Below are 25,661 nucleotides of genomic sequence, written 5' to 3'. Positions count from 1 at the left end.
TGTGATTGAGAAGCTGACTGCTGCCGCTCATGCAGGTGAGCTAGAGCATGCTTGGCAGGACCTTGTGCACCAAGGTACCCCGCTGGTTGATGGCACTACTGCTACTTTTCTTCTTCGCCTGAGCGAGTTGGACCTCGACAAAGCCGAGCTCGCCGCGGTGCGCGGAGTGCATCTTTTTCTCAACCGCATCACTGATAAGCAGCATTTTAATACAGGCCTGATGCGGCAGGTTCCCGAAACCGATATTTGGGCGTTAGAAATGGAACTCTCCCCCACTTATCGTGGTTCTTATGGCTTCCGACTGCTCACTGAGAAGGAACTAGCGGGTGATGCTGCCACCCAGCGCCCACCGCACAATGGTTTCCTCACTGTTGCTGACCCGCATGGCACAGAACGTTTAGATAACGCGGGCGGACTGTCAGTGGTCTCGGGCGTACATGCCCCTGAAAGCACTGCGTGGACTCACCGACCGGTGAATATTCAGGGAACAGTTATCTCAGGGCACTTGGCCGGATCTGATATCGATGTAATGGGTTATTTCCCCGCAACAGACAAGCCTTGCGCGGTTCTGACGCTTTTTGATGCCGAAGCCTGGTTCGACCGCATTAGCCTACCGACTGCACTCGAGGCCGCTATGGCCGCTGGCATGGGACCGGTTGCGGTGCTTGGGGTGCGCAATCGGGATACGCCCCATCGGATGCAGCAGCTACGCGCCAATAAGGATTTCTTAGCTGCCATTGCCACGGACGGTACCGCGTGGCTGCAGAAGCACGCTGCGCACGCGGGCGTGATACTGGATAAACAGCGTCATATTATTGCCGGTCAATCTCTAGGCGGGCTCTCGGCGCTGATTGCAGGATTGCAGTATCCAGAGTCCTATCACGCTGTCATCGCGCAATCGCCATCTTTGTGGTTTAGCCCTGATGTGCCCGGTGCCCCAGGGGCTCCACACAGCACCCAGCGTTCCACCCCACGCGATTTGGACAAACCAAGCCATGGTTGGCTGGTCGAGCAGGTCTATCAAGCAGATAGGGTGCCCGCACGCATCATTATTGATGTGGGCGCGCGTGAGGGCGCCATGGTTAATAAAGCGCACCTGCTGGATATGGCCCTGAATACGCACAAAGCCCGCCATGAGCTCAACGTCTACGATGGCGGGCATGATTACGCTTGGTGGCGCGTGGCGCTCATAGAGCACCTCTTTGCACTTGCTTAGATGTCTTCGTCCTGACCACGGCCGGACAGCTCGCGCTGCACCCAGGCCTTGTGTTCTTGACGCTGTCGGGAGTATTCCGCCAAAGACTCGGTGGCTTCCGCGCGCCACTTGGAAAAGACCAGCATGGACAGCGGCAGCGCCACAAAAAGCGCCAGCAGCGCAGTAAAGACCAGTGGGACCGGGGCATCGATTGCGATGGCCAAAGCCTGAATCACGATGGTAAGACCAATGAACAGTCCCAGGCGTGCGAGACCATATTTCACAACGGCGCGGCGCGACTTCTTACGAAGTTCTGGGTCTGGGGTAGGTGCTTGATCATTCACAGGCAACTAGTTTACCTCCTCAGGTTATACGCCCCGTATCATGGGCTATATGGGTCGACTACTACTTCTTCTACTGCTTATCGTCGCTGTTGTTTTGGTCTGGAAGGCCTTCGGTCCAAGCTCCTGGAAGCGCAAGACCGCCGTTCAACAACAGCAGCCGCAGCGTGAAATCAAGGGCCCCGACGATGATGAAGATTTCTTGTGGAACCTAGAAAAAGAAGCCTTCAAGCAGCGCCGTGCGCGCGAACGCGCTGAAGAAGAAAAGCGCCGCAATAATCCTCAAGCTCAAAATCGCGGAGATGCGTCAGGAGATAAGTCCGGGGATGACTCGCGTGGTGAATCTGACGGCGAATCAAGCGGCGACAATTCTGGTGAAGCGCCGAAAGATTCTTAATCAGCCTGGTCGCGCTGAGTAAGAGTGAAATCAAAATTCAGGGCATTAGCGACTGCAACCACTTTCTCCCAGCGCACGCCTTCCCCACCGTGTTCGATGGTGTGCAGCGTGGAGCGGGATACCCCGACAGTTTTCGCGAGGTCTTGCTGCACAATGCCATAATCGCGGCGGCGCTGCGCTAGCTGCTCCCCTAGAGCTACCAGCGCTTCATTCTCACTCGCTGGCTTGCCCAGTTTCTTGCGGGTTGGATTACTCATTTCCGTTAGTTTAGTCCGGCGTATGAGTGAAGGCCAGAGACCACCATGTTGATGAAGAAGAGGTTAAAGATCATCGTGACCAGCGCGACGATATTGATCCATGGCGCAAACTTCGCCCACGATGGAGTCGCACGCGCATGCAGGTATGCGGCGTAGAGAATCCAGGTTGCAAAGGACACGGTTTCCTTCGGGTCCCAGCCCCAGAAACGACCCCAGGCGGCTTCCGCCCAGATGGCACCCAGCACGATGCCTAGGCCGAAAACGGGCAGGGTGACCACGGCGACGCGGTATGCGAGCTGATCGAGTTTCTTCTCAGCAGGCAGTGGCTTCGCGATCGCACCCATGAAGCCCTTCTCCTTACCCTTTGGCTGGGAACGGCGAATGAGGTGCAGCACCGAAGCAATACCGGAAACGATACCGAGTGAACCACCCAGGGACACGATAGTCACGTGGATTGGCAACCAGTTGGATTGCAGTGCCGGAACAACTGGAGCGGATTCAGCATAAAGTTCGGTGGATCCGTAGAACATTAGCGCGAGCAGTGGAGTCAGAATCCAAGGCCACAGGGTGCGCCATTCCTTGCGCTGCATAGCCACCATCATCACGAGCATTGCGCCGAAGGTAATAGCCAGCATGTACTCATAGAGGTTGCCCATTGGGAATCGTGCAACCGCCAGGCCGCGCAACACGATGGACGCAAGGTGCAGAACCAGGCCCACCCACAGCAAAGAGTTGGTCATGCCGCCAAGTCGGTCCAACTTGGACTCGCTCTTTGCCAAATCTTCTTTCAACTGCGAATAAGACTTGGTCGAGGAATCATCGGAGCCATTTGCATCATCGACGAGAACACCGGCGGTACCGGTACCGGCAGTGCCGGTGCTTTCCGATCCTGAGTTCGCCTCCGCATAGGTACCCGACGCATATGCGCCGGTGGCCTTGGTGGAATCAGCCTTAGCAGCTTTGACCTCACGGCGTGAATTGATCACGCCGTTGAGACGGCCGTAGTACATCAGGGACAAAATCAGCGCGACCGCGTAGATAATAAACGCCGTCTGGAATGCAATATCTGAGAAATTAGAAAGGTTTTGATTAACCGGCATGAGAATTCTTACCTATCGGAGTTAGACCGCTAAATGCAGCTTATATGCACAGGACTCTACTACTTTTGTACTCCCGTGACCAACTTTCGGACGAGTCGGATGCTTCAAGCGAGATGCCCAAAGCGGGGAGTTGGATTTAGTCATCGACGAAGATTGCGTCTTCCTCGACTTCGTCCGGATCTGGTAATTCCATGAACTCGCGGTAGAGCTCATCGAATTCCTCAGACCAACCAGCGCGGTCGGTACGGGCCAGACCTGCCATCTCAATCGAGGTACCCGCGCCGTTATCGAGTGGGCGCAGACGAATCCAAATGCGGCGGCGCTTAATCACCAGTGAGAACACCAGCGAGATGAGCATCGTGATGGCAGAAAGCAGGACCCACTTTTGGGTTGGGTCATAGGAAATCTGGAAATTGGCGAACTCATTGGCGCCGTTGAAGGTGATTTCGGTGCCATCGTCCAGCGTGACTGATTCATCCTTGAGCAGGTTAACGCGATCAATGCGCTGGAGCTGGCCAGAGTGCACCAGTGAGGAATCCAGGTCGAAGATGGACTGGGCATTACCTGTATCCAAACCGGCATCGCCACGGTAGATATCAACCGCCATTGCCGGATCCATCATCGCTGGGAAACTCGAGGTCAGAAGCTCATTATTATCGCCTTCCCACTGGGCGGTAGGTGCAAAGAGACCCTGAATAGCGATCTGGTTTTGACGGCGCTCATAGAGATCCGGGTACATGCCCGCTGGTGGGTCAAAACGCATCACACCAGAAGAGAGGAAGAAGGTGGGATCATCTGGGCGGAACTGCACCGTTTGAGTACGAGTCTCACCATTGGGCCACTCCACCGTGACGGTTGGGGCAAAACCGTGGCCCTGCAAGTAGATTCGGTTATTGTCCGTACGCAGCGGGTGATTGACCTGGAGCTTATAGTCTTCCCAGGTTTCTGGATCGGTGAAAATATCCTCGCCCTCGGCATAGGAGATATTCGAGGTGAACATCTCAGCCTGGCCATTCGGCAAGTAATCACCAATGAAGTCATGAGCTTGGAAGCAGAAGTCGTGCAGGCCGGTGCCATCGAAAAGCGAGCCTGCGCGGAAGCTGTCATAATTCGACAGCGAGGTATTGCAAAATTCGGTGGACTGCTCCAGATCACTGGAACCGGTATTGGTCACCACGATGACTTGGCCCTCGTAGTAGACCAAACGACCAAAGGCAACGAATACCAGGATGGCGACCAAAGAGATGTGGAAGATGAGGTTCGCCAGCTCACGGGCATAGCCGCGCTCAGCGGAAAACGTGTGCGCACCCGCTCGGTCTTCGTCGGGCTTAAACTCAGAGACTCGCCACTTCTTCAGCATGGTCTGAGCTTGGGCGTGCATCTCATCGAAGCTGCGCTCAGTCTCACCGGTGGCATACATCTGCATGCGGTTGAGGTTGCGCGGCGCACGCGTGGGTGGGGTCTTCCAAGCCTTGTAGTGATCCCAGGAACGCGGAATAATACAGCCGACCAGAGAGATGGTCAGCAGCACGAAGATGGCGGTAAACCACGTGGAGTTAAAGACATCGAAAAGCTGCAGTGAGTCGTAGATTTCTGCGACGCGACCGTTGGATTCAATGAATTCATTGACATTGGATTCATTCAAATCACGCTGTGGCAGCAGAGATCCGGGGATCGCTGCCAGTGCGAGCAAAAAGAGCAGCGCGAGTGCGGTGCGCATGCTGGTGAGCCAATGCCAGGATCGGCGAAGCCAAGTACGGATTTTCTTCATGGCGAGGACAGTCTCCTATTCTTACGCTTAAATCAGCGTCATGCCGTATTCGACGGTCCATTGACGAACCCAATTGATGAAGTATGCCCACGCGCCGGACACAAGCAAGAGCCCCACGATGATCATGGCGATGCCGCCAAAAATCTGGATCTTGCGGGAGTGCTTGCGCATCCATTCGATACTGCGCATCGCACGAGCAGAGCCCAGTGCAACGAGCAGGAATGGCAGGCCCAGACCCAGGCAGTATCCGATGATCATGATGGTTCCGCGTAACGCGGTCATGCCTTCGGTACCAGCTGAGACTGAGATAATGGCAGCCAAGGTGGGGCCCAAGCAAGGGGTCCAACCTAGAGCGAAGACGCCACCGAGCAGGGGTGCACCGAGCCAGCTGGTCCAGCGGCCTGGTGCCATGCGCGTGTCATTTTGCATAAAGCCAATGCCGCCCATGAACACGATGCCCATCAAAATGGTGACAATGCCACCGATGCGCATGAGCAAATCTGCATTGAGGGTAAGAAGGGAGATAGCGCCAAAGACTGACACGGTGGCCAGCACGAAGACGACGGTGAATCCGAGAATAAATAAGAGCGCGGCGCCAACCACTGCCCATTGGCGTTGTTTGGTCACCACCGGGTTATTGTTCTTGAACTCGACCTGGCCACCAACGATGCTGGCCAGGTAGGACATATATCCCGGAACCAAAGGCACCACACACGGTGATGCAAAAGAGACCAGTCCGGCTGCGGCGGCGGCCAAGATGCCCAGCAGCAGCGGCCCGGATAGGGCTGCATCTGCGAAAGCGCTTCCAATTTCAGTCACGTAATTTAGCTCGCTTGTTCTTGCTCGAGGTCATCAATGACTTCTAAGAGGTCAGTATCTGTAATTCCGCGCAAGAAAACAGCCGCTGGGCGGTGCTGTTCATCGAGCACAATCGTGGTGGGAACCACCGAAGTAGGAACACCACCCAGGGCTGCTGCGGTCTTAAATGGTGGATCGTAGATAGATGGGAAGGTGACGCCATTGTCTTCCTTGAAATCGCGTGCAATCTGCGGGTTGTAATCGCGCACGTTGATGCCCAGCACGGTGCCCAGCTCACGCTCTTCCAAGTCTTCCTGAACGCGCTGCAGGTCATCGACCTCAGCACGGCACGGTGCGCACCACTGGCCCCAGGAATTCAAGATGACGATCTCGCCCTCATAATCATCGAGCGAAATAGTCTCACCTTCATTCATCAAAGACTCACCCGAGAAAGACTGCAGCGGTTTACGCTCTGCTTCTTCGTAGAAAATCTCTTGCTGACCACCCGGGGTGATGAATTCGAAAGTGCCGCCCACAGCAACTGCGTTTTGGGCATTCTCGGACTCTTGGGCACACGAGGCCAAGAACACGCTGGCTACCGCGAGGGTGGCCGCCGCGACGAGGCGCTTGGAGTCAAACATGAAAAGAGACTTTCTGGGGTAAAAGTTTGAAAGGTGCTAAAGAAAAGATTCTGGTGACTAGATACTTTGCGCAGGTGAAGAGTAGAAAATATCGATGATCTGGTCATCGCTGAAGACAACGGACGTCACCGATCCCAAATCGCATTCGCGGTTCCACGGTGCATGCGGCAAGCGCAGTCCTAAGACCGTGCGCTGGACCATAACGATTGGCAGCTGGTGGCTAACCAAAATCGCCTCATCGCCTTCCGCATGCATGCGGGCGCGTTCGACGGCGTCCATCATGCGTGCAGCAATCTCAGTGAAAGGCTCACCCCAGGATGGCTGCAAAGGATTACGCAGAAGCGGCCATCGCTGTGGATTCCACAGGGCTGAGCGTACGCCCTTGACGTGGAGACCTTCAAAACGGTTTCCCGATTCGATCAGGGTCTTATCTATCTCCACATCCAGGCCTGTGACCTTGGCAAAAGGCTGTGCGGTTTCCTGGGTGCGCTGCAAAGGAGAAGCTGCCAGATAGGTCACATCGTGGCCTTCGAAAGCCTTCGCGGTGCGTGCTGCCATGGAATGGCCGCGGGCAGACAGGTGGTAGCCGGGGATCCGGCCGTACAAAATCTTGTCTGGGTTATGAACCTCGCCGTGGCGCACGAGGTGGACGATGGTTTTCGTCACAGCTTAGGAGTCCTTCCCGGGGGCGGTTGCCTTCGCCGCAGCTTGTGCCGCTGGCTTGAGGGCTTTTTCAATTACCTCAAAATCATCGTCCGTCAGCGCATCAGATACAAACCAGGTCTCAAATGGGCTTGGTGGAACCATGACGCCGCCGGAAAGAAGCTCGTGGAAGAAAGGAGTAAAGCGGAAGGTATCGGCTGCCTTCATGTCATCGAAGTTGCGGCCTTCGCCCTCAGCAAAGCGGATGGACAGCATCGACGATGCCCGCTGCATATTATGAGCCACGCCTTCGGCGCTCAACGCAGAAGAAATCAGATCCGACAAGCGGTCAGCGTGCGCGGCGAGGCGGGGATACAGGGATTCATCGGCAAGCTTGAGCGATGCCAAACCTGATGCCATGGCCACGGGGTTACCCGACAACGTACCTGCCTGGTAGACCGGACCTACCGGAGCCAGGTAATCCATGATGTCTGCGCGTCCACCAAAAGCAGCTGCTGGCAGACCACCGGAGACGACCTTGCCGAAGGTCACCAAGTCACCGGCGACATTATCCACGCCGAACCAGCCCTGGTGGGAGGTGCGGAAACCAGTCATGACCTCATCGAGGATGAGCAGCGCGCCATCGGCATGCGCGATATCTTTGAGCGCCTGGTTGAAGCCCTCCTGCGGTGCGACGGTGCCCATATTGCCGGCAGCAGCCTCAGTGATGATGCAGGCAATTTCGCCTGGGTTATCAGCGAAAGCCTGCTTGACGGCATCGAGATCGTTATATGGCACAACAATGGTATCGGCTGCCGAAGCACCGGTAACACCTGGGGAATCTGGCAGCGCCAGCGTTGCAACACCGGAACCGGCGGCAGCCAACAACGCATCCACGTGGCCGTGGTAGCAGCCATCAAATTTCAAGACCTTGGCGCGGCTGGTAAAGCCACGCGCCAAACGTACAGCGGACATGGTGGCCTCGGTACCGGAATTAACCAGGCGAACCTTTTCCGCTGCGGTGCGGGAGATGATTTCTTCCGCCAGGAGCGTCTCCCCAATGGTGGGCGCGCCGAAAGACAAGCCGCTGGTGGCTACTTCCTGCACCGCCTTGACCATTTTTGGGTGGGCGTTGCCGTGAATCATGGGGCCATAAGAGCCAACGAGGTCGACGTAGGTATTTCCGTCAACATCGGTGAGCTGGGAGCCCTGAGCGGATGCAATCACGCGGGCTTGGCCGCCGACAGAACCATAGGCACGGACGGGAGAATTTACTCCACCTGGGGTAACTTTGCTTGCGCGCTCGAACCACGTAGCAGAATTAGATGATGTGTCCTGGAAAGAAGGCATAGCCCTCATTGTACGTATTTTCTCGCTATACAAAAGTTTGAGTAAATGCTGTGATGCGCCTTCATTAGCGACCCGCTAGACTCTGATCTTGATTCAGGAAGGAGAAGTTTCGGGGGCGGGGCTTCTCATAAATAGCCAGACTCGGGGGTTCGGCATTGTTTCAGGGTATTTTTTCGGCCGTTAAGCACGCGAAATCACAAGGCAGATTGGCACTGCGTGCGGGTGTAATCGCTGTGTTGGTGGCGAGCACACTCGCAGCGTGTACAACTGAAGAGGTTGCCACTGAGCAGGTCGCGGCAACCGCTACTTCTGAGTGGCAGCCGGCGCACCAACCACAGCCGGTTTCCCGGCGCGATGGCTTTGGCGCCAGAGCCGGAGAGTCACAGAAATCACATACGTCTACGCAACCGTCTGAATCAGAAGAGGCGACTGCTTCTGCCGAGCCAGCACCAGCCGAACCAGGATCCTCTGAGCCCGCGGCGAATCCTGCGTCTGAGCAACCGATTGAACAGCCCGCACAGCGTCATACACCTGCGCCGCAACCTGCACCACAGCAGCCCCCAAGACCCACACCGCAACCTGCGCCGCGACCCGCTCCGCAGCCAGCACCACAACCGGCGCCGAAACCTGCGCCTGCGAAGAAGGAGCCCGAGCAGAAAGGCCCGGTCTTACACTTTCCGGGCACTGACTTGCCATCACTACGCCTAGTGATTCCTTAATGCACGTGGGCCGCTGAGGTTAGTTGACGACTTTGAGTCCTATGATGCCGGCGATGATCATCAATAGGAAGATGAGCTTGGCCATGGTGACGGCTTCGGCGCCGGTGGCGAAAGAATAGATGATGGTCAGTGATGCACCGACACCGACCCACACGGCATAAGCTGTTCCGACTGGGAGTGATTTCATCGCCCAGGCGAGTCCTCCCATGGAAATCACCACGGCGAGGGCAAACGTAACGGACGGCCATAGCCGGGTGAATCCGTCTGATTTGGATAAGGCGATTGCCCAGACGGATTCGAAAGCACCTGAAGCGATGAGTACAAACCAAGCCATGACCCCTACTTTTACACTTCTTTGGCACAATGGGTTGTTATGAACATTGCATTTTTAGGAACTGGCCGTATGGGCACGGAGCTTGCTCGCCACGTCATGAAGTCGCATGAGGTCACCGTGTGGAACCGCACAGCGGAGCGCGCACAACCATTAGTAGATGAGGGCGCAACGCTCGCGGACTCCCCGGCCGCAGCAGTGGAGGGTGCTGAAGTCATCATCACCTCGTTGTTTGGCCCGGATGATATCCGTGAGGTTGTCATTGAACCGAAGTTGATTCCAGCAGGCGTGACCTGGATTGACACCACCACCGTTTCTCCGGAAGCAGCACGTGAATTCGCTGATGCAGTGGAGTCTTATGTCCACGCACCGGTCGTTGGTTCCTTGATCCCTGCACGTAATGGCGAGCTCGGCGTTTACGTGGGCACCCCGGATGATGCACGCCGCGACGTTGCGCTTGATATTGCACGTCCATGGGCTGGTGAGAACAAGCTGATTGGTGTGGATTCTGCTGCCAAGGCTGCCACAGGCAAGCTACTGGCTAACCTGGCACTGTCTGTCACTGCACAGGGCGTATTGGAAGCTCTCAACCTTGGCGAATCTGAAGGCCTGGCACAGGAAGAAGTCCTGAAGATGCTGGACATAACGGGCCTGGCGTTCATGAAGAACATGAAGGCCCCCTTCATTCTGGGTGAGCGCGATACCGCTCCTGGTGATTTCACCGTGGATGCCCTGTGCAAGGATTCCAAGCTGATGGTGGACACCGCTGACCAGGAACTGCCGGCAGTTCAAGCTGCCATCAAGAACTTCGAGCGCCAGCAGGAATTGGGCCACGGGGATGAGGACTTCTCATCCATCTTTGTTTACCGCAAAGATTAACTACCTTGCTTCAGCTGCTAATTAACGAGTAAAGGCCCCGAGCACAGGACTATTCCTGTGCTCGGGGCCTTTTGCCATAGTGCGCAAAAAGTTTCGCGACTGTGAAAGATTTATCCTTCGAGAATGCGCTTGGCTGCAGCGCGGGCATCTGCGACAACGGCCGGAACACCAACACCGCCAGCCCAGGCACCGGTGACGTCCAGTCCTGGTTGCGCATTGAGTTCCTCACGCACGGTTGCAACGGTGGCCAGGTGGTTCTCGTCGAAACGTGGCAGGCCACCGAACCAGCGCTGGGTGTAGATTTCGCTCACGCCAGCTTCGCGGGCATCAAAACCGGTGATGGTCTTGAGATCATCGAGGGCGTAATCCACCAAGGTATCTTCGTCCTCACGCGCCAAGGAGTCATCACCAAAGCGTCCGAAGCTTGCGCGAATGACTGCGCCATCACCGATTCGGTCCTTGATGTGTGGCCATTTCTTGGAGCTAAACGTAAACGCCTTCGCGTGCACGCCCAGCTGGTCAGATGCGATAAGGAGTCCGGAATTATCGGGGAGACCAGCATCGGAATCAAACTTGAAGCCCACTACAGCAGAGCTTGCGAGCTTGACTGATTTGAGGGCATCAGCAGCTTCTGGTGCAACCTTCGATAGCAGTCGCGCCGTGGTGGGCGCTGGGGTTGCCAAAATGACGCGGTCATAAGGTTCCGTATCCCCCGGAACGCCCTGTCCAGCAATGGTGTACGTGGAGGTCTGAGCATCAAAAGTGATGCCGGAGACGAACGTATCCAGGTGGATATCTGCGCCGGATTTCTCCGCCAGGGTTTCATAAAGCTCGGCATAACCACCGGAGAAAGCATTGAAAACAGGCTTGGTTGGACCATCAGTCGGCGCGGGGCGGGACTGTTCAATCTTGACCACCGCACCGGAGAGGGTGACCTTCTCCCCCGCTTCAGCCAAGGCATCAAAAGCTTCGGCCAACTGTGGGACGGTTGCGCGGATGCCTAAATCATCGGCCAGGCAAGAGTAAACGCCACCAAGCAGTGATGAAACTACACGGTCAACAACTTCATCACCGTAGCGCTCACGCACGAGCTTGCCAATGCTCCGGTCCTCCCCGACCGTCCAATCAATTGCTGCGGATTGTGCCTCAGCATCAATGGTGCGGGTAGTGTCTTCGCTGACCAAGTGTGCAATCGGTGCAGAGGTGGATGGAATTCCCATGACGCCACCGCGCGGCAGATTCTGCAATTTATCACCAGAGTAGACCAGAGAGGACTTTCCGGAAGGCTCCACTAGGGAGTCCGCGAGGCCGAGCTCAGTGAAGAACTCGACAGCGTCTTCGCGGCGAGCTAAGAATGCCTCAGCGCCAAGATCAACCGGGCCATCGTTGAAAGGCACGGTAAAGAGCTTTCCGCCGATACGGTCTGAAGCTTCATAGACATCCACCTGAGAATCCTCAAATGTCGTTAGCTCACGAAGCTCATATGCCGCGGTTAGCCCGGCTAGTCCTGCGCCGATAATGGCAATTCTCATTTAGCCCTCCTCGTGGATGATAGATACTGCACGCGTGATCGCTTCCGCTTCAGTAGTTGGCAGCACACCATGCCCCAGGTTCCAGATATGTCCGGTTGCATGGCCTGCTGCCTTCGCGCTCGCAACCTGCTCGCGGATCTTGCGAACAGCACCGCGAACAGCGTCATCGCCAGCAAAAAGCAATGCAGGATCCAAGTTACCCTGCAGCACACGTGCACCATTATCAGCGTGGATACGCTGTGCTGCATCATCCATGCGTACGCGGTAGTCCACACCCATGACCTCAGAACCAGCTTCCGTCATGGCAGAGAGCAACTCACCGGTGCCCACACCGAAATGAATACGTGGGATAACGCCTTCAACGTGCTTCAGGATCTGCGTGGAGTACGGCAAGACATACTCTCGGTAATCATCGCGATTGAGGTAGCCCGCCCAAGAGTCAAAGAGCTGCATTGCATCAATACCAGCATCTACTTGAACATCCAGGAAATTGGTGATGGTCGGAACCAGACGTTCCATCAGTGCGTGCCAGGTCTTCGGCTCAGAATGCATCAAAGCCTTGGTCTTTTCATGGTTCTTCGATGGCCCGCCCTCAATCAGGTAAGACGCGAGGGTGAATGGCGCACCCACGAAACCGATGAGTGTTTGGGAGTCATTGAGTTCATCAAGGATGATCTTGATTCCCTCGGCGACCTCAGGCACGTGATTGTCCAAGATAGGGAAATTCTTCACGTCTTCAATGGTCGTGATGGCCTTGTCCATGACCGGACCGCGGCCGGCAACAATCTCTACACCGACACCTGCCGCCTTGAGCGGAACCACAATATCGGAGAAAAGGATTGCGCCATCAACATCATGGCGGCGGACTGGCTGCAACGTGATTTCTGCAAGCAGCTCCGGCATGAAACACGAATCCAGCATCGAGATGTCCTTGCGTGCTTCCCGGTATTCCGGCAAGGAGCGCCCCGCCTGGCGCATGAACCAGACTGGTGGGCGTGATGGGGTCTTTCCAAGAGCAGCATCAAGCAAAGGAGCATTGGTGAGGTTACGTTTCGACATACTAGTCATTATGCCTGACTATCATTCAAAAGTATGAGTTGTGCAGCTGGCATGGCGTGCGTGTTTAATCCCAGCTCGGGTCGCCGGCCTTCTCAGCGATATAAGCATTGGCGGAAGGCCGAAACATCATTACCAGCGCGGTAGCGATGAAAATCGGGATGAGAATGAGGAAGAAACCGGATACACCAATGAGATAGCCCGCGACAATGACAAAGAGCACGACGCATGAGGTCGCGGTGATGACTCGACGACCAATCTTTGAGCCCTGCGCCAGCTGCGGCGCGGTCAAAGAGAAGATGATTGCACCAATAACATTGGTGCCCGCAATCAGGTAGCGGTTGAATTTCACCGCGCCTGGCTCTTCAGTCACAGGCTCCGCACCAGTGCCGAAGAAGCCCACGAGACCAGCGCACAGCATGATGACGGCAGCGACGATCAGAACCCAATACGCCCAACGCAAGGGAGCGGGCGCCAGTTCCTGGGGAACGCTGGGCGGGGTGTAACTGCGGTTGTAATCAACCGGTCCTTCCCGCCTATCGTAGTCATTCATCGCGTCTACCCTTCATCCACAATCTGGTGCGTGCTCACAGGCTTTACTCTACTTAGAGTCTTTATCCCTGTCGCTGTCTTTCTTATCGCCCTTATCGCTATTCTTGTCATTTTTGCGCCAGCGATTCAGCATGCCCTTGAACGTGCCATAGTCTTGCTCGTCTTGGACTTTCTTGGAGCCCTTGCCCGAAGAATTCTTCTCATTCTTCTCTTTGAGCTCACGCGCGCGCTGTTCCTGGCGTTCCTTTTGCTCTTTCTCCATCTGGCGGAGCTTTTCCATTTCGCCGGTGTATTCCAGGGTTTCTTCACGGGAAGAGAACACCAGCACCAAAATAGCGGCAACTCCTACCAGAATCTGGAGCGAGCCATCAAAGACATACAGCCAATCCGGTGCATCCGAACCAGTGGTTGGGCGAGTCACAAACACCAAGAAGAGGCGGAATGTGAAGTACAAGGAGAACACGAACAGCATTCGTCGCGCGGTGCCAGCATGCTTGGACTTCTTATTCAACAGCCACAGCATCCATGCCAAAATGCCGATGATGGTCAGCGAGATAATAGTTGTCAGCGCCAAAGAACCCCACGCGGTGAGGGTGACCATGGTCCCGGAAAGCTCTGATTCCTCGCCCACTGTCTGACGAGCCGTGGCCTTGAGCACCTCAAAGTTTAGAACCGCTAGGATAAAAGAGAAGATCTGGTGAATAAACTCCAGCGCGATGGCACCAGCCATAACCTGCAGCAGCAGCTGCACGGATTCGGGTTTTCCATCGAGCAGCTTCTTGCCGCCCTTTTCAGGTGGCGTCGGTGCGGCCTCGTGGTGCTCAGGAAGCTTGCGGGAATCCTCGTGCCCCTGTGGTTCCGCAGCAGGAGCCTCCCCGGTCTTTTGCTCCCCGCCGAGGTTAGGCGAAGAGGGGGTGGTGTGCGAAGCTGCGGACATCGTCGCGGGAATCACAGTGTGGTGGCCTCCTTGAGACTGCGGCGAGAAAAGATGAGCTTATAAAATTGTGCTGCGCCGGCTAGGACTTTTTGAGTTCGCGCGCTGCTTCGGTAGCGAAGTAGGTGAAAATCTGGTCAGCGCCGGCACGCTTAATGGAGATTAAAGACTCCATCATAACGGCCTTTTCATCAATCCAACCATTAGCGCCCGCCGCCTTAATCATCGCGTACTCACCAGAGACCTGGTAGGCAGCAACAGGGACTGGAGAACGCTCCGCCACGCCAGAGAGCACGTCCAGGTAAGGAAGAGCTGGCTTGACCATGACAAAATCAGCGCCTTCTTCAACATCCAGGTCTACTTCCAACATGGATTCGCGGTAGTTGGCTGGGTCCTGCTGATAGGTGCGGCGATCGCCCTGCAGAGAAGAGCCCACGGCTTCACGGAAAGGACCGAAGAAGGCCGATGCATACTTCGCCGAGTACGCCATGATGGCGACGTCTTCGAAGCCAGCGGCATCGAGGCCTTCACGGATAGCGCCGATTTGGCCATCCATCATGCCTGAAGGGCTAACAATGTGTGCACCAGCGCGAGCCTGCGCAATGGACATGGCAACGTAGAGCTCCAAGGTCTCATCATTGAGCACGTTTCCGGCATCATCAATGACGCCGCAGTGGCCGTGATCAGTGAATTCATCCAGGCAGGTATCAGCCATGATCAGCAGGTCATCACCGAATTCTTCGCGCAGGATGCGAATACCCCGGTTGAGAACACCTTCAGGATCCCACGCAGGTGAACCTTGCGCATCCTTATCAGAATCCAACGGGACGCCGAAGAGGTCCACGCACTTAACGCCAGCTTCTAGTGCTTCGCGCGCAGCGGTGACCAGGGACTCTTCAGTGTGCTGGTAAACGCCCGGCATGGAGGTGATTTCGCGTGGCTCATCAATGCCATCTGCGAAAAACATCGGCAAGATGAAGTCCTGCGGTGAAAGCTGAGTTTCCGCTACCAGCGCTCTAATGGCTGAGTTCTGGCGCAAACGACGTGGACGACGATGTGGAAAATAGCTCACCTTAAATCAAGCTCCTTATAGCTTCGAAACGAAATCAGACTTGAAAGTTAAAAAGCTTCCAAGCTCTTTTAACTTTCAACCTTAATCGTCTTCTTACGCGCGCGACGCTTCTTGCGTGGAGCAGGCAGATTACCAGCTGCGCGTAGACCGGCAACGTGGTCGGCGAGGGCATCAACTAGCGATGGCACATCCGCTACTTCCGGCACCACGTCAACGCGCAAGCCCATCTCTTCGGCTGCAGCCTTGGTAGATGGACCAATACACGCGATGATGGTGCGCTGGTGCGGCTTGCCGGCTATACCAACGAGGTTGCGCACGGTAGAACCGGAGGTAAATGCAACGGCATCGAAGCCACCGGACTTGATCATGTCGCGGACTTCCGCTGAAGGCGGTGCCGCACGCACGGTGCGATAAGCCACGACATCATCAACTTCCCAGCCCAGTGCTTCCAGGCCGGTAACCAGTGCTTCGCCAGCGATATCAGCGCGTGGCAACAGCACGCGGCCCACGGCATCGATATCTTCGACGTAATTCGGGAAGACATCCACCAAGCCTTCAGCGTTTTGGCGGTTAGGCTTTGGCAGAACCTCTGGCTGCATGCCCTTCTTACGAATCGCATCGGCGGTCTTCTCGCCCACTGCAGCCAAGTTTACCCCGGCGAAGTCACGTGCATCCAGGCCGAGTTCAAAAATCTTGTCCCACACGGCAGTAACCGCATTGACGGAGGTAAACACGATCCACTTGTAGCGGCCTTCGACAATCCCCTTGATAGCACGGTCCATCTGCGCTGGGTTGCGTGGCGGCTCGACCGAAATAGTTGGAACCGACTGCGGGATTGCGCCATAAGATGCCAGGCGCGCAGACATTGATGCTGCCTGGTCCTTTGGGCGTGGCACGAGCACGCGCCAGCCATAAAGCGAGCGGTTTTCCCACCAGGAGTACTTAGTGCGGTCATCAAAGCTACGGCCCAAGGTGATCACCAGTGGTCCCACGAGTTCAGCATTGAGCTTGCCGATAGTTCCTAGGTTCGTTTCATAAGTCCGCTGCAAACGGGTCGTGCCATGCACGGTGACAAAAGCTTCAGTATCCGCAGGCAAACCGCGGTTGAGCAGCTGAGAGGAAATTTCCGGCAGGTGCTCAGCGGTAGCCTGCAGCACTAGTGGCTGTGCGGCTTGCGCAAGACGTGCCCAGTCCACGTCGCCGTCGGTGACATCTGCTTCGGTGTAGGTAGAACCCAGTGCCAGACCAGCGAAGGAAGGCACGGTGGAAGGCAAAGACATGCCTGGTACAACCTGGAATTCCAGACCGGCTGCTGCGACCGCGTTGATTTCTTCCTTGATGGATTCGCGATTCAGCGGATTGCCGGAGACCAAACGAATGACATCGAGGGATTCCGGGTGGGAGTGCTCAACAGCAAAAGCTTGGGCATCATTCAATCCCTCGGTCAGCGCCTGCACGTTAACTGTGGCATTCGACTGACCATTAGACGGAGCAGCTTCACGCAAATCCGCTGCGGTTGGTGCAGGCGGACGTGGTGGCTTGCGTCGTGCGCCTTGCGCCTTGGATTCGGCAACCAATTGCTCGTAGTGCTCTTCGTATGCTTTAAGCTTGTCCTCAGGGACTGGAAGAGCCGAGCCGACTATGTCTCTGACGCCGTTTAAAACCTCAACATCAACGATTGCGATCGCATTATGTGCAAGTACTTCGCGGGCGCGCACGGTCAGCAAATCAGGGTTTCCTGGGCCTGCGCCAACGAAGATGACTTTGCCAAGCTGGGGCACGGCATTGCTCATTAAAGGTTCTTTTCTAGTATCAACGGCCAAATATGCGGTCAGCGTTAACAACGCATTCCACCATCATAAAATCGTCCCGATGGTGACTGCGCCGACGCTAACCATTTAGCCAATGTGCAAAACGGAAATTTTAAGCTGGTCTTTGACACTTAAAAGCCCAGGGTTTTAACGCCCTGGGACTATAAAAGGGAGCCGATATAACTCCCTCAGAAGACCATGTGATATCTACACCATATAAGTTGACCTAGCCCTAATCAAAACCCGCGCCTGGCGTGGGTGATATAGAGCAGTGATCACGGCCTCGGCTGAACGCTCTTATTCAGCATCCAGAATGCTGGATGCGCCTTGTGCAAAGAGCTTCTCTGCTACTTCCAAGCCCAGCTCGGCGGCATTTTCTAAAGGACCAGTCTCTTGCGCCAATAGCTGCTTGGAGCCGTCCAGGGCAAAAACGCCACCGTAGATAGTGATGATGTTGTCTTCGATCACAGAGGTCGCTGCAACTGGTGCGGTACAACCTGCTTCGAGGCGGCGCAAAATAGCGCGTTCGCCGGCCGCAGCCAAACCCGCGCGGGCATCTGCCACAGCGTTAACGGCATTGACCATATCAGCATCATGTTCATTGACTTCCACAGCCAACGCGCCCTGGGCAGGAGCCGGCATAACGGTCTGCGGATCGAAAACTTCCGTGGCACGGTCGGCGTAGCCCGCACGGACGAGACCAGCATAAGCCAAAACGACGGCATCGAGTTCACCATCAGTGACCTTGGACATGCGGGTTTCGATATTTCCGCGCAGTGGGCGGATATCCAGATCCGGACGGATGCCTTTGAGCTGGGAAATACGTCGCGGTGCAGAAGTACCCACCTTTGCACCCTCTGGCAGGGTCTGCAAGGTCATGCCATCACGAGCGATGAGCGCTTCGCGGTTATCTTCACGCGTTGGCACAATCAGGTGGAACCGCTCATCTGGTGCGGTTGGCAGATCCTTGAAGGAGTGCACCGCGACATCGCATTCCCCGCCATGCAGTGCCTCACGCAAGGCGTGGGTAAACACACCAACGCCAATGCGCTCAACTGGTGCCATGTTGACATCGCCCGCGGTGGTCACGATGTGGAGCTCACCTGGGGTGCCTTGCTCCGCAATCCAATCACGCACATGACCAGCTTGGGTGGTAGCCAGCTTGGAGCCACGGGTACCAATCTTTTTCAAAGGGGTGCCCGAAGTAGATTCAGGTTGAAGATTTACCATTATTAAACATCCTTTCCTGATGCGGGCATATCAAGGTTCTCCGGTAATTCTTTAACATCAACGGACACACCGGAGCCTTCTAGCTGCAGGCCGAATAGCTCCTGCAGAGCAGTTTCATGACTGACCGTACCGTGATCAGCAGCGAGTTTCTTCGCGCGCACGGTTGGTTCATGCAAAAGCTTATCCACAACGCGCTTTAAGGCGTGCGAGACATCGCCTAATTGTTCATCGGTTAGCTCTGGCGACTTTTGCTGCAACCTGCCCATTTCGCATTCAACGACATCTGCGGCACGGCGGCGCAATGCGGCAACCGCTGGCACGACATCACGAACGCGCTGGGCGGTGCTATATGCCTCCAGCTCCTCACGCACAATGCTGCGCGCTTCTGCCTGTGGGTCACTTCCACCCGCGACTTCGGTATCAGCCGCATCCAGCGAATTGCTTAAGCGCTCAATATTAATCAAATGCACGCCATCTAGCTCCATGACTGCGTCATCAATATCGCGTGGCAAAGACAGATCAATCATCATCAAATCATGGCCCTGCGGCACATCTGATTTCTTGAGCGTAAAGCCTTGGGCGCCGGTCGCGGAGATGGCCACGTCGACATCGGCAAGCACCTGCGCACGCTGGGAAAAATCAATCGCTTCCGCTTGCACTCCAGCCTCTTGAGCATGGCCAGCGAGACGCTCGGCGCGCTCGAAGGTACGGTTGGCGATGATCAACTTCTCAACGCCCAAACGCCCCGCCTGGGTAGCAGCCAAAGAACTCATGGCGCCCGCACCCAGAATCAAGGCAGTCTTGCCCTTCAAATCAACCGTGCCCATAGCCATCATGGCCTGGTCAAAAGCAAAAGACACCATGGATGAGCCGGCCTCATCAATCTGGGTCTCTGAATGGACGCGCTTGCCGGTGTGCAGCGCAGCCTGCGCCAAAGCATGGATGCGCGGACCAACCGCGCCCTGCTCGGCGGCCAGCTGGTACGCGGTGCGAACCTGACCAATAATCTGCTGCTCACCAATCACCATGGAATCAAGACCAGCGGCAACGGTCAGCATGTGCTCTGCGGCGGCATCCGCGTAACGGACATAAAGATAACCACGCAGCTCATCTTCATCTACGCCAGAATTTTCAGCCAACACCTTCACCACATCTTGGACGCCAGTGTGGAAAGAGTTGGTGACCGTATACACCTCAAGGCGGTTACAAGTGGATATAATCATGGCCTCTGACAATGAAGGCTTATGCGTTAATACATCGCATGTGTCATTGCGAACTGTGTCATCCATGCTGAGCCGTTCCAGCAGCGCTACCGGCGCTGACTGGTGAGACATTCCCACAACGAGCATGCTCATGAACTTTCCTCCACCAAGGCGTGTGTACGAGTGCGATTCCACGGTTTATCAATTCCCAATAAACTCATAACCTGCTGAAGCATAGTGCTGCCTGGTCATAAGTGGGAAAAGTTGGGGACGGGGAACGACTCTCGCACCGCACTCCTTTAAATCAATTCTTAATCAATAAAAAGTACGATATCTAAGATCAAACCAAAGGATACCCTTTTCGTGCGCTAAACCCGAACTGGGCGGCTAAAGGGCAAGCTCTGCTGCTAATTCTGCATTATCTACTTCCCACGCACTAAACTCTTCGCCGTCAACCACCACTACGGGCACGCGATCGCCATATTCAGCTGCAAGCTCCGAATCATGGTCAACATTGCGAATAACAAGCTCAGCACCTGCCTCAGCAACAACGGGTGTGATTTGTTCTTGAACGCGCTTGCAGGAACCACAGGTGGTCCGCACCATCAACTCAACGATATGAATCTTCATTCTCCTTCAACCGGCTTATTCTTTCCTTCACATCACGGGAAAGAGGCAAACGTACTACGATGGACACGTTACCGATAACTTTAAGTTTTAACCCCTAACCCAGGAATGCGCGATGTCTTCTCACCCTACCCCTCCTGGCTTTCCTGACTCTCCTCGTGATTTTTTGAGCAACTGGACGGCCAGCCGCGGCAATCTGCGTAACTTCTTGGAAAATACCTATTTCCCGCCGATTGATGATGAAGCACAGCGTGAGGCTGGCGAAGCGGCCGCAAGCGCGGCAATTGAAGAGGTCTACGGCCTGGACTTGGACTCTTATGCCAAGGGCGTGGATTCCGTCTCTGGTTCTTTCGATGCTGCGGGCGCTAAGCACATCACCGCACAAGACCCAGACATTCCCATTGATTCCGGTACTGCTGCCTTCTTTGATGTGGATAACACGCTCATTCAGGGATCTTCGCTGATTTCCTTTGGCTTTGGGCTTGCCCGCAAGAAGTACTTGACATTCCGGCAAATCCGCACGATGGCCTGGAAGCAGCTTAAGTTCCGCATATCCGGTAAAGAAAATGCCCAAGACGTGGATACTGGCCGTGAACTAGCCCTAGAGTTCTTCAAAGGCCGCTCCGTGGATGACATGGTGGCACTCTGCGAAGAGATCGTGGACAATTCGATGGCCCGGCGCGCATATCCGGGCACGCGCTCTTTGGCGCAGATGCACCTGGATGCCGGCCAGCAGGTCTGGTTGGTAACCGCTACCCCAGTTCAGCTGGCACAGATTCTGGCCCACCGCTTTGGATTTACGGGCGCTTTGGGCACCGTTGCTGAAGTCAAAGACGGCAAGTTCACCGGCAAACTCGTGGGCGATATTTTGCACGGCCCCGGCAAGCGCCATGCGGTGGCAGCACTAGCCACGATTGAGCAGCTGGACCTATCGCGCTGCACCGCCTATTCCGACTCCGCCAATGACGTTCCCATGCTGTCGATGGTCGGCACAGCTGTGGCCATTAACCCGGATAAGAAACTGCGCGATATCGCCGAGGACGAAGGTTGGCTCATCCGCGACTATCGCTCTGTCCGCCGCGCAATCCGCACCTACGGTCTTCCTACCCTGATTACCGCGGTCTTTTCCTTTGGTTCTTGGCGCTATCTCCTCAAGCGCAGCACCAAAGACACTGACTAACCCAAAGAAACAAGGCCCTGGGAGTTCACTGAAGTGAAATCTCAGAGCCTTGTTTAAAGAAGCTTTACTTGCCCAGCTTACGACGCTGCACACGGGTGCGGCGCAGCATCTTGCGGTGCTTCTTCTTGGACATGCGCTTACGGCGCTTCTTAATAACTGAACCCATAGTAGGTTTCCTTTCAAAGTTTTAGTACGTACTAAACCTGTCAGCTCCATTGCCCACTTAAGGTGCACTCTTTAGCAGGCCGCAGCCAGTGTTGCGCGCGAAAGGCGCTGCCACACACGCGCAACCGCGCACAGTCGCTGACACGAATGGCTATCATTCTACTTCTCGTAGTACCAGCTCACCAAACCGCCCATGATTAACCCCCTCAATCAACAAGCAAGGCCTCCCCCTATCGCCCTTGCTCCACGGGGCTCCACGGGGCTTCGCGCCCGCTTCGACGCAAAGCAGCGCCCTCCACCTTCTGTCCACGTTTTACCGTGAGACATAAAGAGGAGGGCGCTGCGATTAAAACGCATGCGGAGGATTATCCGACGTCGTAGACCGAGTTATTCAGGTAATCCTGAACTGCCTTGTCATTCACGCGGAAAGAACGTCCCACGCGAACAGCTGGCAGATCGCCTGCGTGAACCAATCGGTAAACAGTCATCTTCGAGACGCGCATGATGTCTGCGACCTCTGCGACTGTTAGAAAGGTTCCCTTATCTTCATTTGCCATAATTCAATACCTTTCAGCCCGAAACGCGCTGTAGGCTTCCCCTCCCACAGGATGATCACGTTCGTGCTGGGACTAGCCTAGCGTGAAACATGTGACTAATGCGACTCAAGTGTAAAAATTTCCTGTCACAACTAACTCATTTACCCCCGTAAGTATCACAAGCACGTTATTTACCCTGCGGAACTTTGGAACCAGAGGAAACTGGAGTCAGATTTGTCACATTTGTGTCATCTGCGGAATAAGGGCGCCGATTGCTAGCTCATCGAGCGAGTGCGTTCCACGCATTGTTCAATAGCGCGGAAGAATGCACCACGAATGCCGGATTCTTCCAATTCTCGCAGCGCCGCAACGGTAGTGCCACCTGGTGAGGAAACACCGTAGCGCAGCTGGCCCGCATTCTTATCTGATTCCACGAGCATCTGGCCAGCGCCTGCGGCGGTGGTATTGGCCAATTCTTCTGCTTGCTCACGGGTCAGTCCCAGGTTCACGCCGGCATCAATGAGCGCTTCGGTCACCAGGAAGTAGTAGGCCGGGCCGGAACCAGCCAAGGCAGCAGCGACGTCCATCTTGTCTTCTGTGATCTGCAGAACCTCGCCCACGGTGGACAGCAGCTCCTTGACGGTGTCCAGCTGCTCTTCTGTGACGTTTTTACCTGGGACGACAATGTTCATGCCATTTCGGACCAGCATTGGCGTATTAGGCAAAGAACGCACGACTGGCACGTCTTCGCCCACTGCACCCTCGAGCTTGTCCAGGTTGATGGCTGCCGCCATGGAAACCACCACGGCGCCTTCCTTCAAAGAATCATTGATTTCCTTGAACATGTCCACGATTGCATATGGCTTCACGCAGACAAAGACCACATCGGCACCGTCCACGGCAGCGTGGTTGTCATCGTTGGTGGATACCTTGTAGGTCTGCTCGAACTCCTTGCGGCGTTCGGGCCTGCGGTTGGTGACAACGATGTCTGAAGGGTTAAAACCGGACGCGGTGAGACCACCGGCGAGTGCTTCGCCGATCTGGCCGCCGCCAATAATTGCAATTTTAGTCATACCATCCAGGTTGCCAGACATTAAGAAAGCCGGCCACCACCTTTCGGTAGTAGCCGGCCTCAATGTCGTCGCATCAAGGGCGAATGGGGTTTAAAGCAGAATAATCAGCAGTGGGCCGAACGTCAGAATCAAACCGACCACGCCCGCCAACGTCATCGAAAACGCATCGCGTGCTGTGCGTAATGCGTGGACGATGCCCACCATCGCGCCAGTAACAACGAGCGCCAGGATGGAGACGATAATGCGGTCGAAGCTGCCCCAAAGAACCTCAAAGCCCTTAAAGACAACCGCACCAATGATGATGCCCACCAGCGCCAGCACCACAATGTTCACTGCGCTGAGCTTGCCGTCATCCTCCGCCTCGGGCTCCGCGACCTCATCATCAGAATGCTTTTCAAGCTCGGCAAAATCCTTGACTACTGGAATTTCACCAGTCGCATCGGACTCTTTCGCTGCACCTGGCTTCTCCGCGACCTTCTGCACCGGCATGACCGTGGTTTCCTTGGTCTTTGATTCCGGCTTCGATGCTGACTTAGCTCCAGCGGTCTTCTTCTCAGCAGGCTTAGCGTCTGACTTCGCAGTATCAGCCTGATCAGCGTCTACCTTCTTGATGACGCTCGTGTCATCATTCGCTGGGGATTCTGCCTTCTTCTCAGCAGGCTTTGCCGCAGTCTTGCTATCAGCAGCCTTTGCCTCACCAGACTTAGCTGCAGGCTTAGCGGACGCTGCTCCTGCAGCACCAGCGGTAGCAGCTCCAGCAGCCGCTGCACCGGCTGTCGCCGAGCCAGATTTCTTTGGCTCTGACTTCTTCGCGTCCTTAGACGCCTCCGCCTTCGTTTCGGCCTTTGCTGCGGGCTTATCAGCTGGCTTGGAAGCTGACTTTTTGGCAGGCTTCTCAGTAGACTTCTTCTCGTCAGCGGCCTTCTTCTCGGCCGGTTTAGCAGCAGACTTCTTTACTTCTGGCTTCTTGGCAGCAGGCTTAGCTTCGGTCTTCGCTTCTGGCTTTGCCGCGGCGGACTTGGCCTCGGTTGATGTAGGTGCGTCGGATTTCTTTTGAGCAGGGGCTGGGGACGCGGCAGAACTCGAGTGGCGCGAGCGCGGAGACTCAGCCTCAACACGCTTGATTGAGCCCGTGAGCTCGGCGACGGACACGCCTCCCTCATCGAGGCTGCGACGACGGCGCCTGCGTGGGGTTTCTTTGCTGTCCTCGCTTGATGCAGAACTGCCGGTGTCCTTACGGCCCTCACGCTCTTTAGCGTTGCGAGCCAGCAGTTCAGCAACTGTTAATTGCTTATCCTCAGCCATGTTCCTAATCCAGTCCCTTGTCAGTCCGCTGCAAAATCACGCCTTCTCGCAATGCCCATGGACAAATCTCAAGCTTGTCCAAGCCCAAAGCACGCATTGACGCTTCAGCGACGAGTGCACCGGCAACAATCTGATGTGATCTATCTGAGCTTACGCCCTCCAGATCAGCGCGGTCTGCTGCTGTCATTCGAGAAATAAAGTTTATCAGCTGACGCAAACCAGCAGCCGTCAACGTGCGCTGGACGAAAGGACCAGCCGATGACGGCGCCGAACCAGTCAAACGCGACAAAGAGCGCAGCGTCTTAGAGGTACCCACAGCCAGGCGCACAGGGCCTAGGTTCCTCATCTGAGAAGCCGGGCCTTCTAGCTCAGCATCGATGTAGTCGCGCAGGGCTTGGACATGCTTCTTTGCCGGTGGGTCAGTATCAAACCAGTTATGGGTCAACCGGCCCGCGCCTAAGTCGAGGGAGAACGCCATCTCCGGGTGTTCGTCCGAACCGGTGGACAGCTCTAGTGAGCCACCGCCGATATCGATATTGGTGATGCGGCCAGCGGACCAGCCATACCAACGGCGCACAGCCAAGAAGGTCAGCTGTGCTTCTTCCTCACCGCTGAGCACCTCCAAGCGGACTCCGGTTTCTTTCTCGACGGTGCCCAAGACCTCATCAGAGTTCGGCGCGGAGCGCACAGCGGAAGTAGCAAACGCGATGAACTCATCGCAGTCCAGCTTGTTGCCCAGCTCAGCTGCTTCGCCAACGGCAGAGACAAGCTTCTTCACACCTTTGGCGTGAATGTTGCCGTCTTTGTCCAGCTGCTCAACAAGACGCAACGGAGTCTTCCAGTCACTCATCGGGGTCGGACGACCGCCATTAGTGGCGTTGACTGCCACGAGGTGGACAGTATTGCTTCCGACATCTAATACACCTAATCGCACACTCAACAGCGTAGTAGGTCTACCGTGTGTA

The 25,661-nt window shown here is 55.7% G+C and carries 27 protein-coding genes; 4 read left to right on the top strand and 23 right to left on the bottom strand.

What is annotated here, in order from left to right; translation table 11 throughout:
• Window position 1: 1 nt before the first annotated feature.
• On the top strand, window positions 2–1,216 hold the full coding sequence (locus ACG98I_RS02745) for an alpha/beta hydrolase-fold protein (protein ID WP_394718181.1): 1,215 nt from the start codon (window positions 2–4) through the stop codon (window positions 1,214–1,216).
• Here ACG98I_RS02745 and ACG98I_RS02740 read toward each other — a convergent pair.
• Window positions 1,213–1,539 (bottom strand): DUF4229 domain-containing protein, encoded by a 327-nt coding sequence (locus tag ACG98I_RS02740; RefSeq protein ID WP_394718179.1) that lies wholly within the window; start codon window positions 1,537–1,539, stop codon window positions 1,213–1,215. The two genes, ACG98I_RS02745 and ACG98I_RS02740, sit on opposite strands and share 4 nt — an antisense overlap.
• A gap of 49 nt (window positions 1,540–1,588) precedes the next feature.
• Here ACG98I_RS02740 and ACG98I_RS02735 point away from each other — a divergent pair, with 49 nt between their 5' ends.
• A complete protein-coding gene (locus ACG98I_RS02735) occupies window positions 1,589–1,933 on the top strand; it encodes a hypothetical protein (RefSeq protein WP_394718177.1) in 345 nt (114 codons plus the stop codon).
• Here ACG98I_RS02735 and ACG98I_RS02730 read toward each other — a convergent pair.
• The 8 genes from ACG98I_RS02730 to ACG98I_RS02695 all read right to left on the bottom strand — a co-directional run bounded on the left by ACG98I_RS02730 (window position 1,930) and on the right by ACG98I_RS02695 (window position 9,545).
• On the bottom strand, window positions 1,930–2,190 hold the full coding sequence (locus tag ACG98I_RS02730) for a helix-turn-helix domain-containing protein (protein WP_394718175.1): 261 nt from the start codon (window positions 2,188–2,190) through the stop codon (window positions 1,930–1,932). The two genes, ACG98I_RS02735 and ACG98I_RS02730, sit on opposite strands and share 4 nt — an antisense overlap.
• A gap of 5 nt (window positions 2,191–2,195) precedes the next feature.
• Window positions 2,196–3,290, bottom strand: coding sequence for a c-type cytochrome biogenesis protein CcsB (gene ccsB, locus ACG98I_RS02725; protein WP_394718173.1), 1,095 nt, complete (start codon window positions 3,288–3,290; stop codon window positions 2,196–2,198).
• A gap of 136 nt (window positions 3,291–3,426) precedes the next feature.
• Window positions 3,427–5,061 carry a cytochrome c biogenesis protein ResB gene (locus tag ACG98I_RS02720; protein WP_394718171.1) on the bottom strand — a complete coding sequence of 545 codons (1,635 nt, stop codon included), beginning with the start codon at window positions 5,059–5,061 and terminating at the stop codon, window positions 3,427–3,429.
• Between the two features lie 27 nt (window positions 5,062–5,088).
• Window positions 5,089–5,880: a cytochrome c biogenesis CcdA family protein gene (locus ACG98I_RS02715; protein WP_394718169.1), complete on the bottom strand. Its 792-nt coding sequence runs from the start codon at window positions 5,878–5,880 to the stop codon at window positions 5,089–5,091.
• Between the two features lie 5 nt (window positions 5,881–5,885).
• The gene (locus ACG98I_RS02710) at window positions 5,886–6,500 is read right to left on the bottom strand and encodes a TlpA disulfide reductase family protein (RefSeq protein ID WP_394718167.1); all 615 of its coding nucleotides are present in this window, start codon (window positions 6,498–6,500) and stop codon (window positions 5,886–5,888) included.
• Between the two features lie 57 nt (window positions 6,501–6,557).
• Window positions 6,558–7,166 (bottom strand): histidine phosphatase family protein, encoded by a 609-nt coding sequence (locus ACG98I_RS02705; RefSeq protein WP_394718165.1) that lies wholly within the window; start codon window positions 7,164–7,166, stop codon window positions 6,558–6,560.
• A 3-nt stretch (window positions 7,167–7,169) separates the two neighbouring features.
• Entirely contained in the window at window positions 7,170–8,501 is a 1,332-nt protein-coding gene (gene hemL, locus ACG98I_RS02700) for a glutamate-1-semialdehyde 2,1-aminomutase (protein ID WP_394718164.1), read from the bottom strand.
• 729 nt (window positions 8,502–9,230) lie between these two features.
• The gene (locus ACG98I_RS02695; RefSeq protein WP_394718163.1) at window positions 9,231–9,545 is read right to left on the bottom strand and encodes a DMT family transporter; all 315 of its coding nucleotides are present in this window, start codon (window positions 9,543–9,545) and stop codon (window positions 9,231–9,233) included.
• A 39-nt stretch (window positions 9,546–9,584) separates the two neighbouring features.
• Between ACG98I_RS02695 and ACG98I_RS02690 the strand changes: the two genes are divergently transcribed.
• Window positions 9,585–10,421 carry an NAD(P)-dependent oxidoreductase gene (locus ACG98I_RS02690; protein WP_394718162.1) on the top strand — a complete coding sequence of 279 codons (837 nt, stop codon included), beginning with the start codon at window positions 9,585–9,587 and terminating at the stop codon, window positions 10,419–10,421.
• 110 nt (window positions 10,422–10,531) lie between these two features.
• Here the strand turns inward: ACG98I_RS02690 and ACG98I_RS02685 are convergent, their stop codons facing one another.
• From ACG98I_RS02685 to ACG98I_RS02645, 9 genes are all read right to left on the bottom strand, one after another.
• Window positions 10,532–11,953 carry a protoporphyrinogen oxidase gene (locus tag ACG98I_RS02685; protein WP_394718161.1) on the bottom strand — a complete coding sequence of 474 codons (1,422 nt, stop codon included), beginning with the start codon at window positions 11,951–11,953 and terminating at the stop codon, window positions 10,532–10,534.
• Complete coding sequence (hemE, locus tag ACG98I_RS02680; RefSeq protein ID WP_394718160.1) at window positions 11,954–13,012, bottom strand: uroporphyrinogen decarboxylase; 1,059 nt, start codon at window positions 13,010–13,012, stop codon at window positions 11,954–11,956.
• A 64-nt stretch (window positions 13,013–13,076) separates the two neighbouring features.
• Window positions 13,077–13,562, bottom strand: coding sequence for a hypothetical protein (locus tag ACG98I_RS02675; RefSeq protein ID WP_394718159.1), 486 nt, complete (start codon window positions 13,560–13,562; stop codon window positions 13,077–13,079).
• Between the two features lie 48 nt (window positions 13,563–13,610).
• The gene (locus tag ACG98I_RS02670; protein ID WP_394718158.1) at window positions 13,611–14,513 is read right to left on the bottom strand and encodes a hypothetical protein; all 903 of its coding nucleotides are present in this window, start codon (window positions 14,511–14,513) and stop codon (window positions 13,611–13,613) included.
• Window positions 14,514–14,577: 64 nt separating this feature from the next.
• Window positions 14,578–15,567, bottom strand: a complete 990-nt coding sequence (gene hemB / locus ACG98I_RS02665) for a porphobilinogen synthase (protein ID WP_394718157.1) — start codon at window positions 15,565–15,567, stop codon at window positions 14,578–14,580.
• 68 nt (window positions 15,568–15,635) lie between these two features.
• Entirely contained in the window at window positions 15,636–17,360 is a 1,725-nt protein-coding gene (locus ACG98I_RS02660; protein WP_394718156.1) for a uroporphyrinogen-III synthase, read from the bottom strand.
• A 315-nt stretch (window positions 17,361–17,675) separates the two neighbouring features.
• Window positions 17,676–18,569: a hydroxymethylbilane synthase gene (gene hemC, locus ACG98I_RS02655; protein ID WP_394718818.1), complete on the bottom strand. Its 894-nt coding sequence runs from the start codon at window positions 18,567–18,569 to the stop codon at window positions 17,676–17,678.
• 41 nt (window positions 18,570–18,610) lie between these two features.
• Complete coding sequence (locus ACG98I_RS02650) at window positions 18,611–19,963, bottom strand: glutamyl-tRNA reductase (RefSeq protein WP_394718155.1); 1,353 nt, start codon at window positions 19,961–19,963, stop codon at window positions 18,611–18,613.
• 234 nt (window positions 19,964–20,197) lie between these two features.
• Window positions 20,198–20,440 carry a glutaredoxin family protein gene (locus tag ACG98I_RS02645; RefSeq protein WP_394718154.1) on the bottom strand — a complete coding sequence of 81 codons (243 nt, stop codon included), beginning with the start codon at window positions 20,438–20,440 and terminating at the stop codon, window positions 20,198–20,200.
• 112 nt (window positions 20,441–20,552) lie between these two features.
• Here ACG98I_RS02645 and ACG98I_RS02640 point away from each other — a divergent pair, with 112 nt between their 5' ends.
• Window positions 20,553–21,617, top strand: a complete 1,065-nt coding sequence (locus ACG98I_RS02640) for an HAD family hydrolase (RefSeq protein ID WP_394718152.1) — start codon at window positions 20,553–20,555, stop codon at window positions 21,615–21,617.
• Window positions 21,618–21,681: 64 nt separating this feature from the next.
• Here the strand turns inward: ACG98I_RS02640 and ACG98I_RS02635 are convergent, their stop codons facing one another.
• From ACG98I_RS02635 to ACG98I_RS02615, 5 genes are all read right to left on the bottom strand, one after another.
• Window positions 21,682–21,783 (bottom strand): 30S ribosomal protein bS22, encoded by a 102-nt coding sequence (locus ACG98I_RS02635; RefSeq protein WP_003855542.1) that lies wholly within the window; start codon window positions 21,781–21,783, stop codon window positions 21,682–21,684.
• Window positions 21,784–22,147: 364 nt separating this feature from the next.
• The gene (locus ACG98I_RS02630) at window positions 22,148–22,339 is read right to left on the bottom strand and encodes a helix-turn-helix domain-containing protein (protein WP_006823560.1); all 192 of its coding nucleotides are present in this window, start codon (window positions 22,337–22,339) and stop codon (window positions 22,148–22,150) included.
• Between the two features lie 254 nt (window positions 22,340–22,593).
• Window positions 22,594–23,391: a pyrroline-5-carboxylate reductase gene (gene proC / locus ACG98I_RS02625; RefSeq protein ID WP_394718149.1), complete on the bottom strand. Its 798-nt coding sequence runs from the start codon at window positions 23,389–23,391 to the stop codon at window positions 22,594–22,596.
• A gap of 90 nt (window positions 23,392–23,481) precedes the next feature.
• Window positions 23,482–24,696 carry a CPBP family intramembrane glutamate endopeptidase gene (locus ACG98I_RS02620; RefSeq protein ID WP_394718147.1) on the bottom strand — a complete coding sequence of 405 codons (1,215 nt, stop codon included), beginning with the start codon at window positions 24,694–24,696 and terminating at the stop codon, window positions 23,482–23,484.
• Window positions 24,697–24,700: 4 nt separating this feature from the next.
• Window positions 24,701–25,630, bottom strand: a complete 930-nt coding sequence (locus ACG98I_RS02615; protein WP_394718145.1) for a hypothetical protein — start codon at window positions 25,628–25,630, stop codon at window positions 24,701–24,703.
• Window positions 25,631–25,661 lie beyond the last annotated feature (31 nt).

Origin of the sequence: Corynebacterium sp. L4757 (genome assembly GCF_043673995.1) — a bacterium.
Lineage (GTDB): Bacteria > Actinomycetota > Actinomycetes > Mycobacteriales > Mycobacteriaceae > Corynebacterium.
The sequence above is the reverse complement of the archived record's forward strand: the minus strand, read 5'-3'. Positions and strand labels throughout refer to the sequence as shown.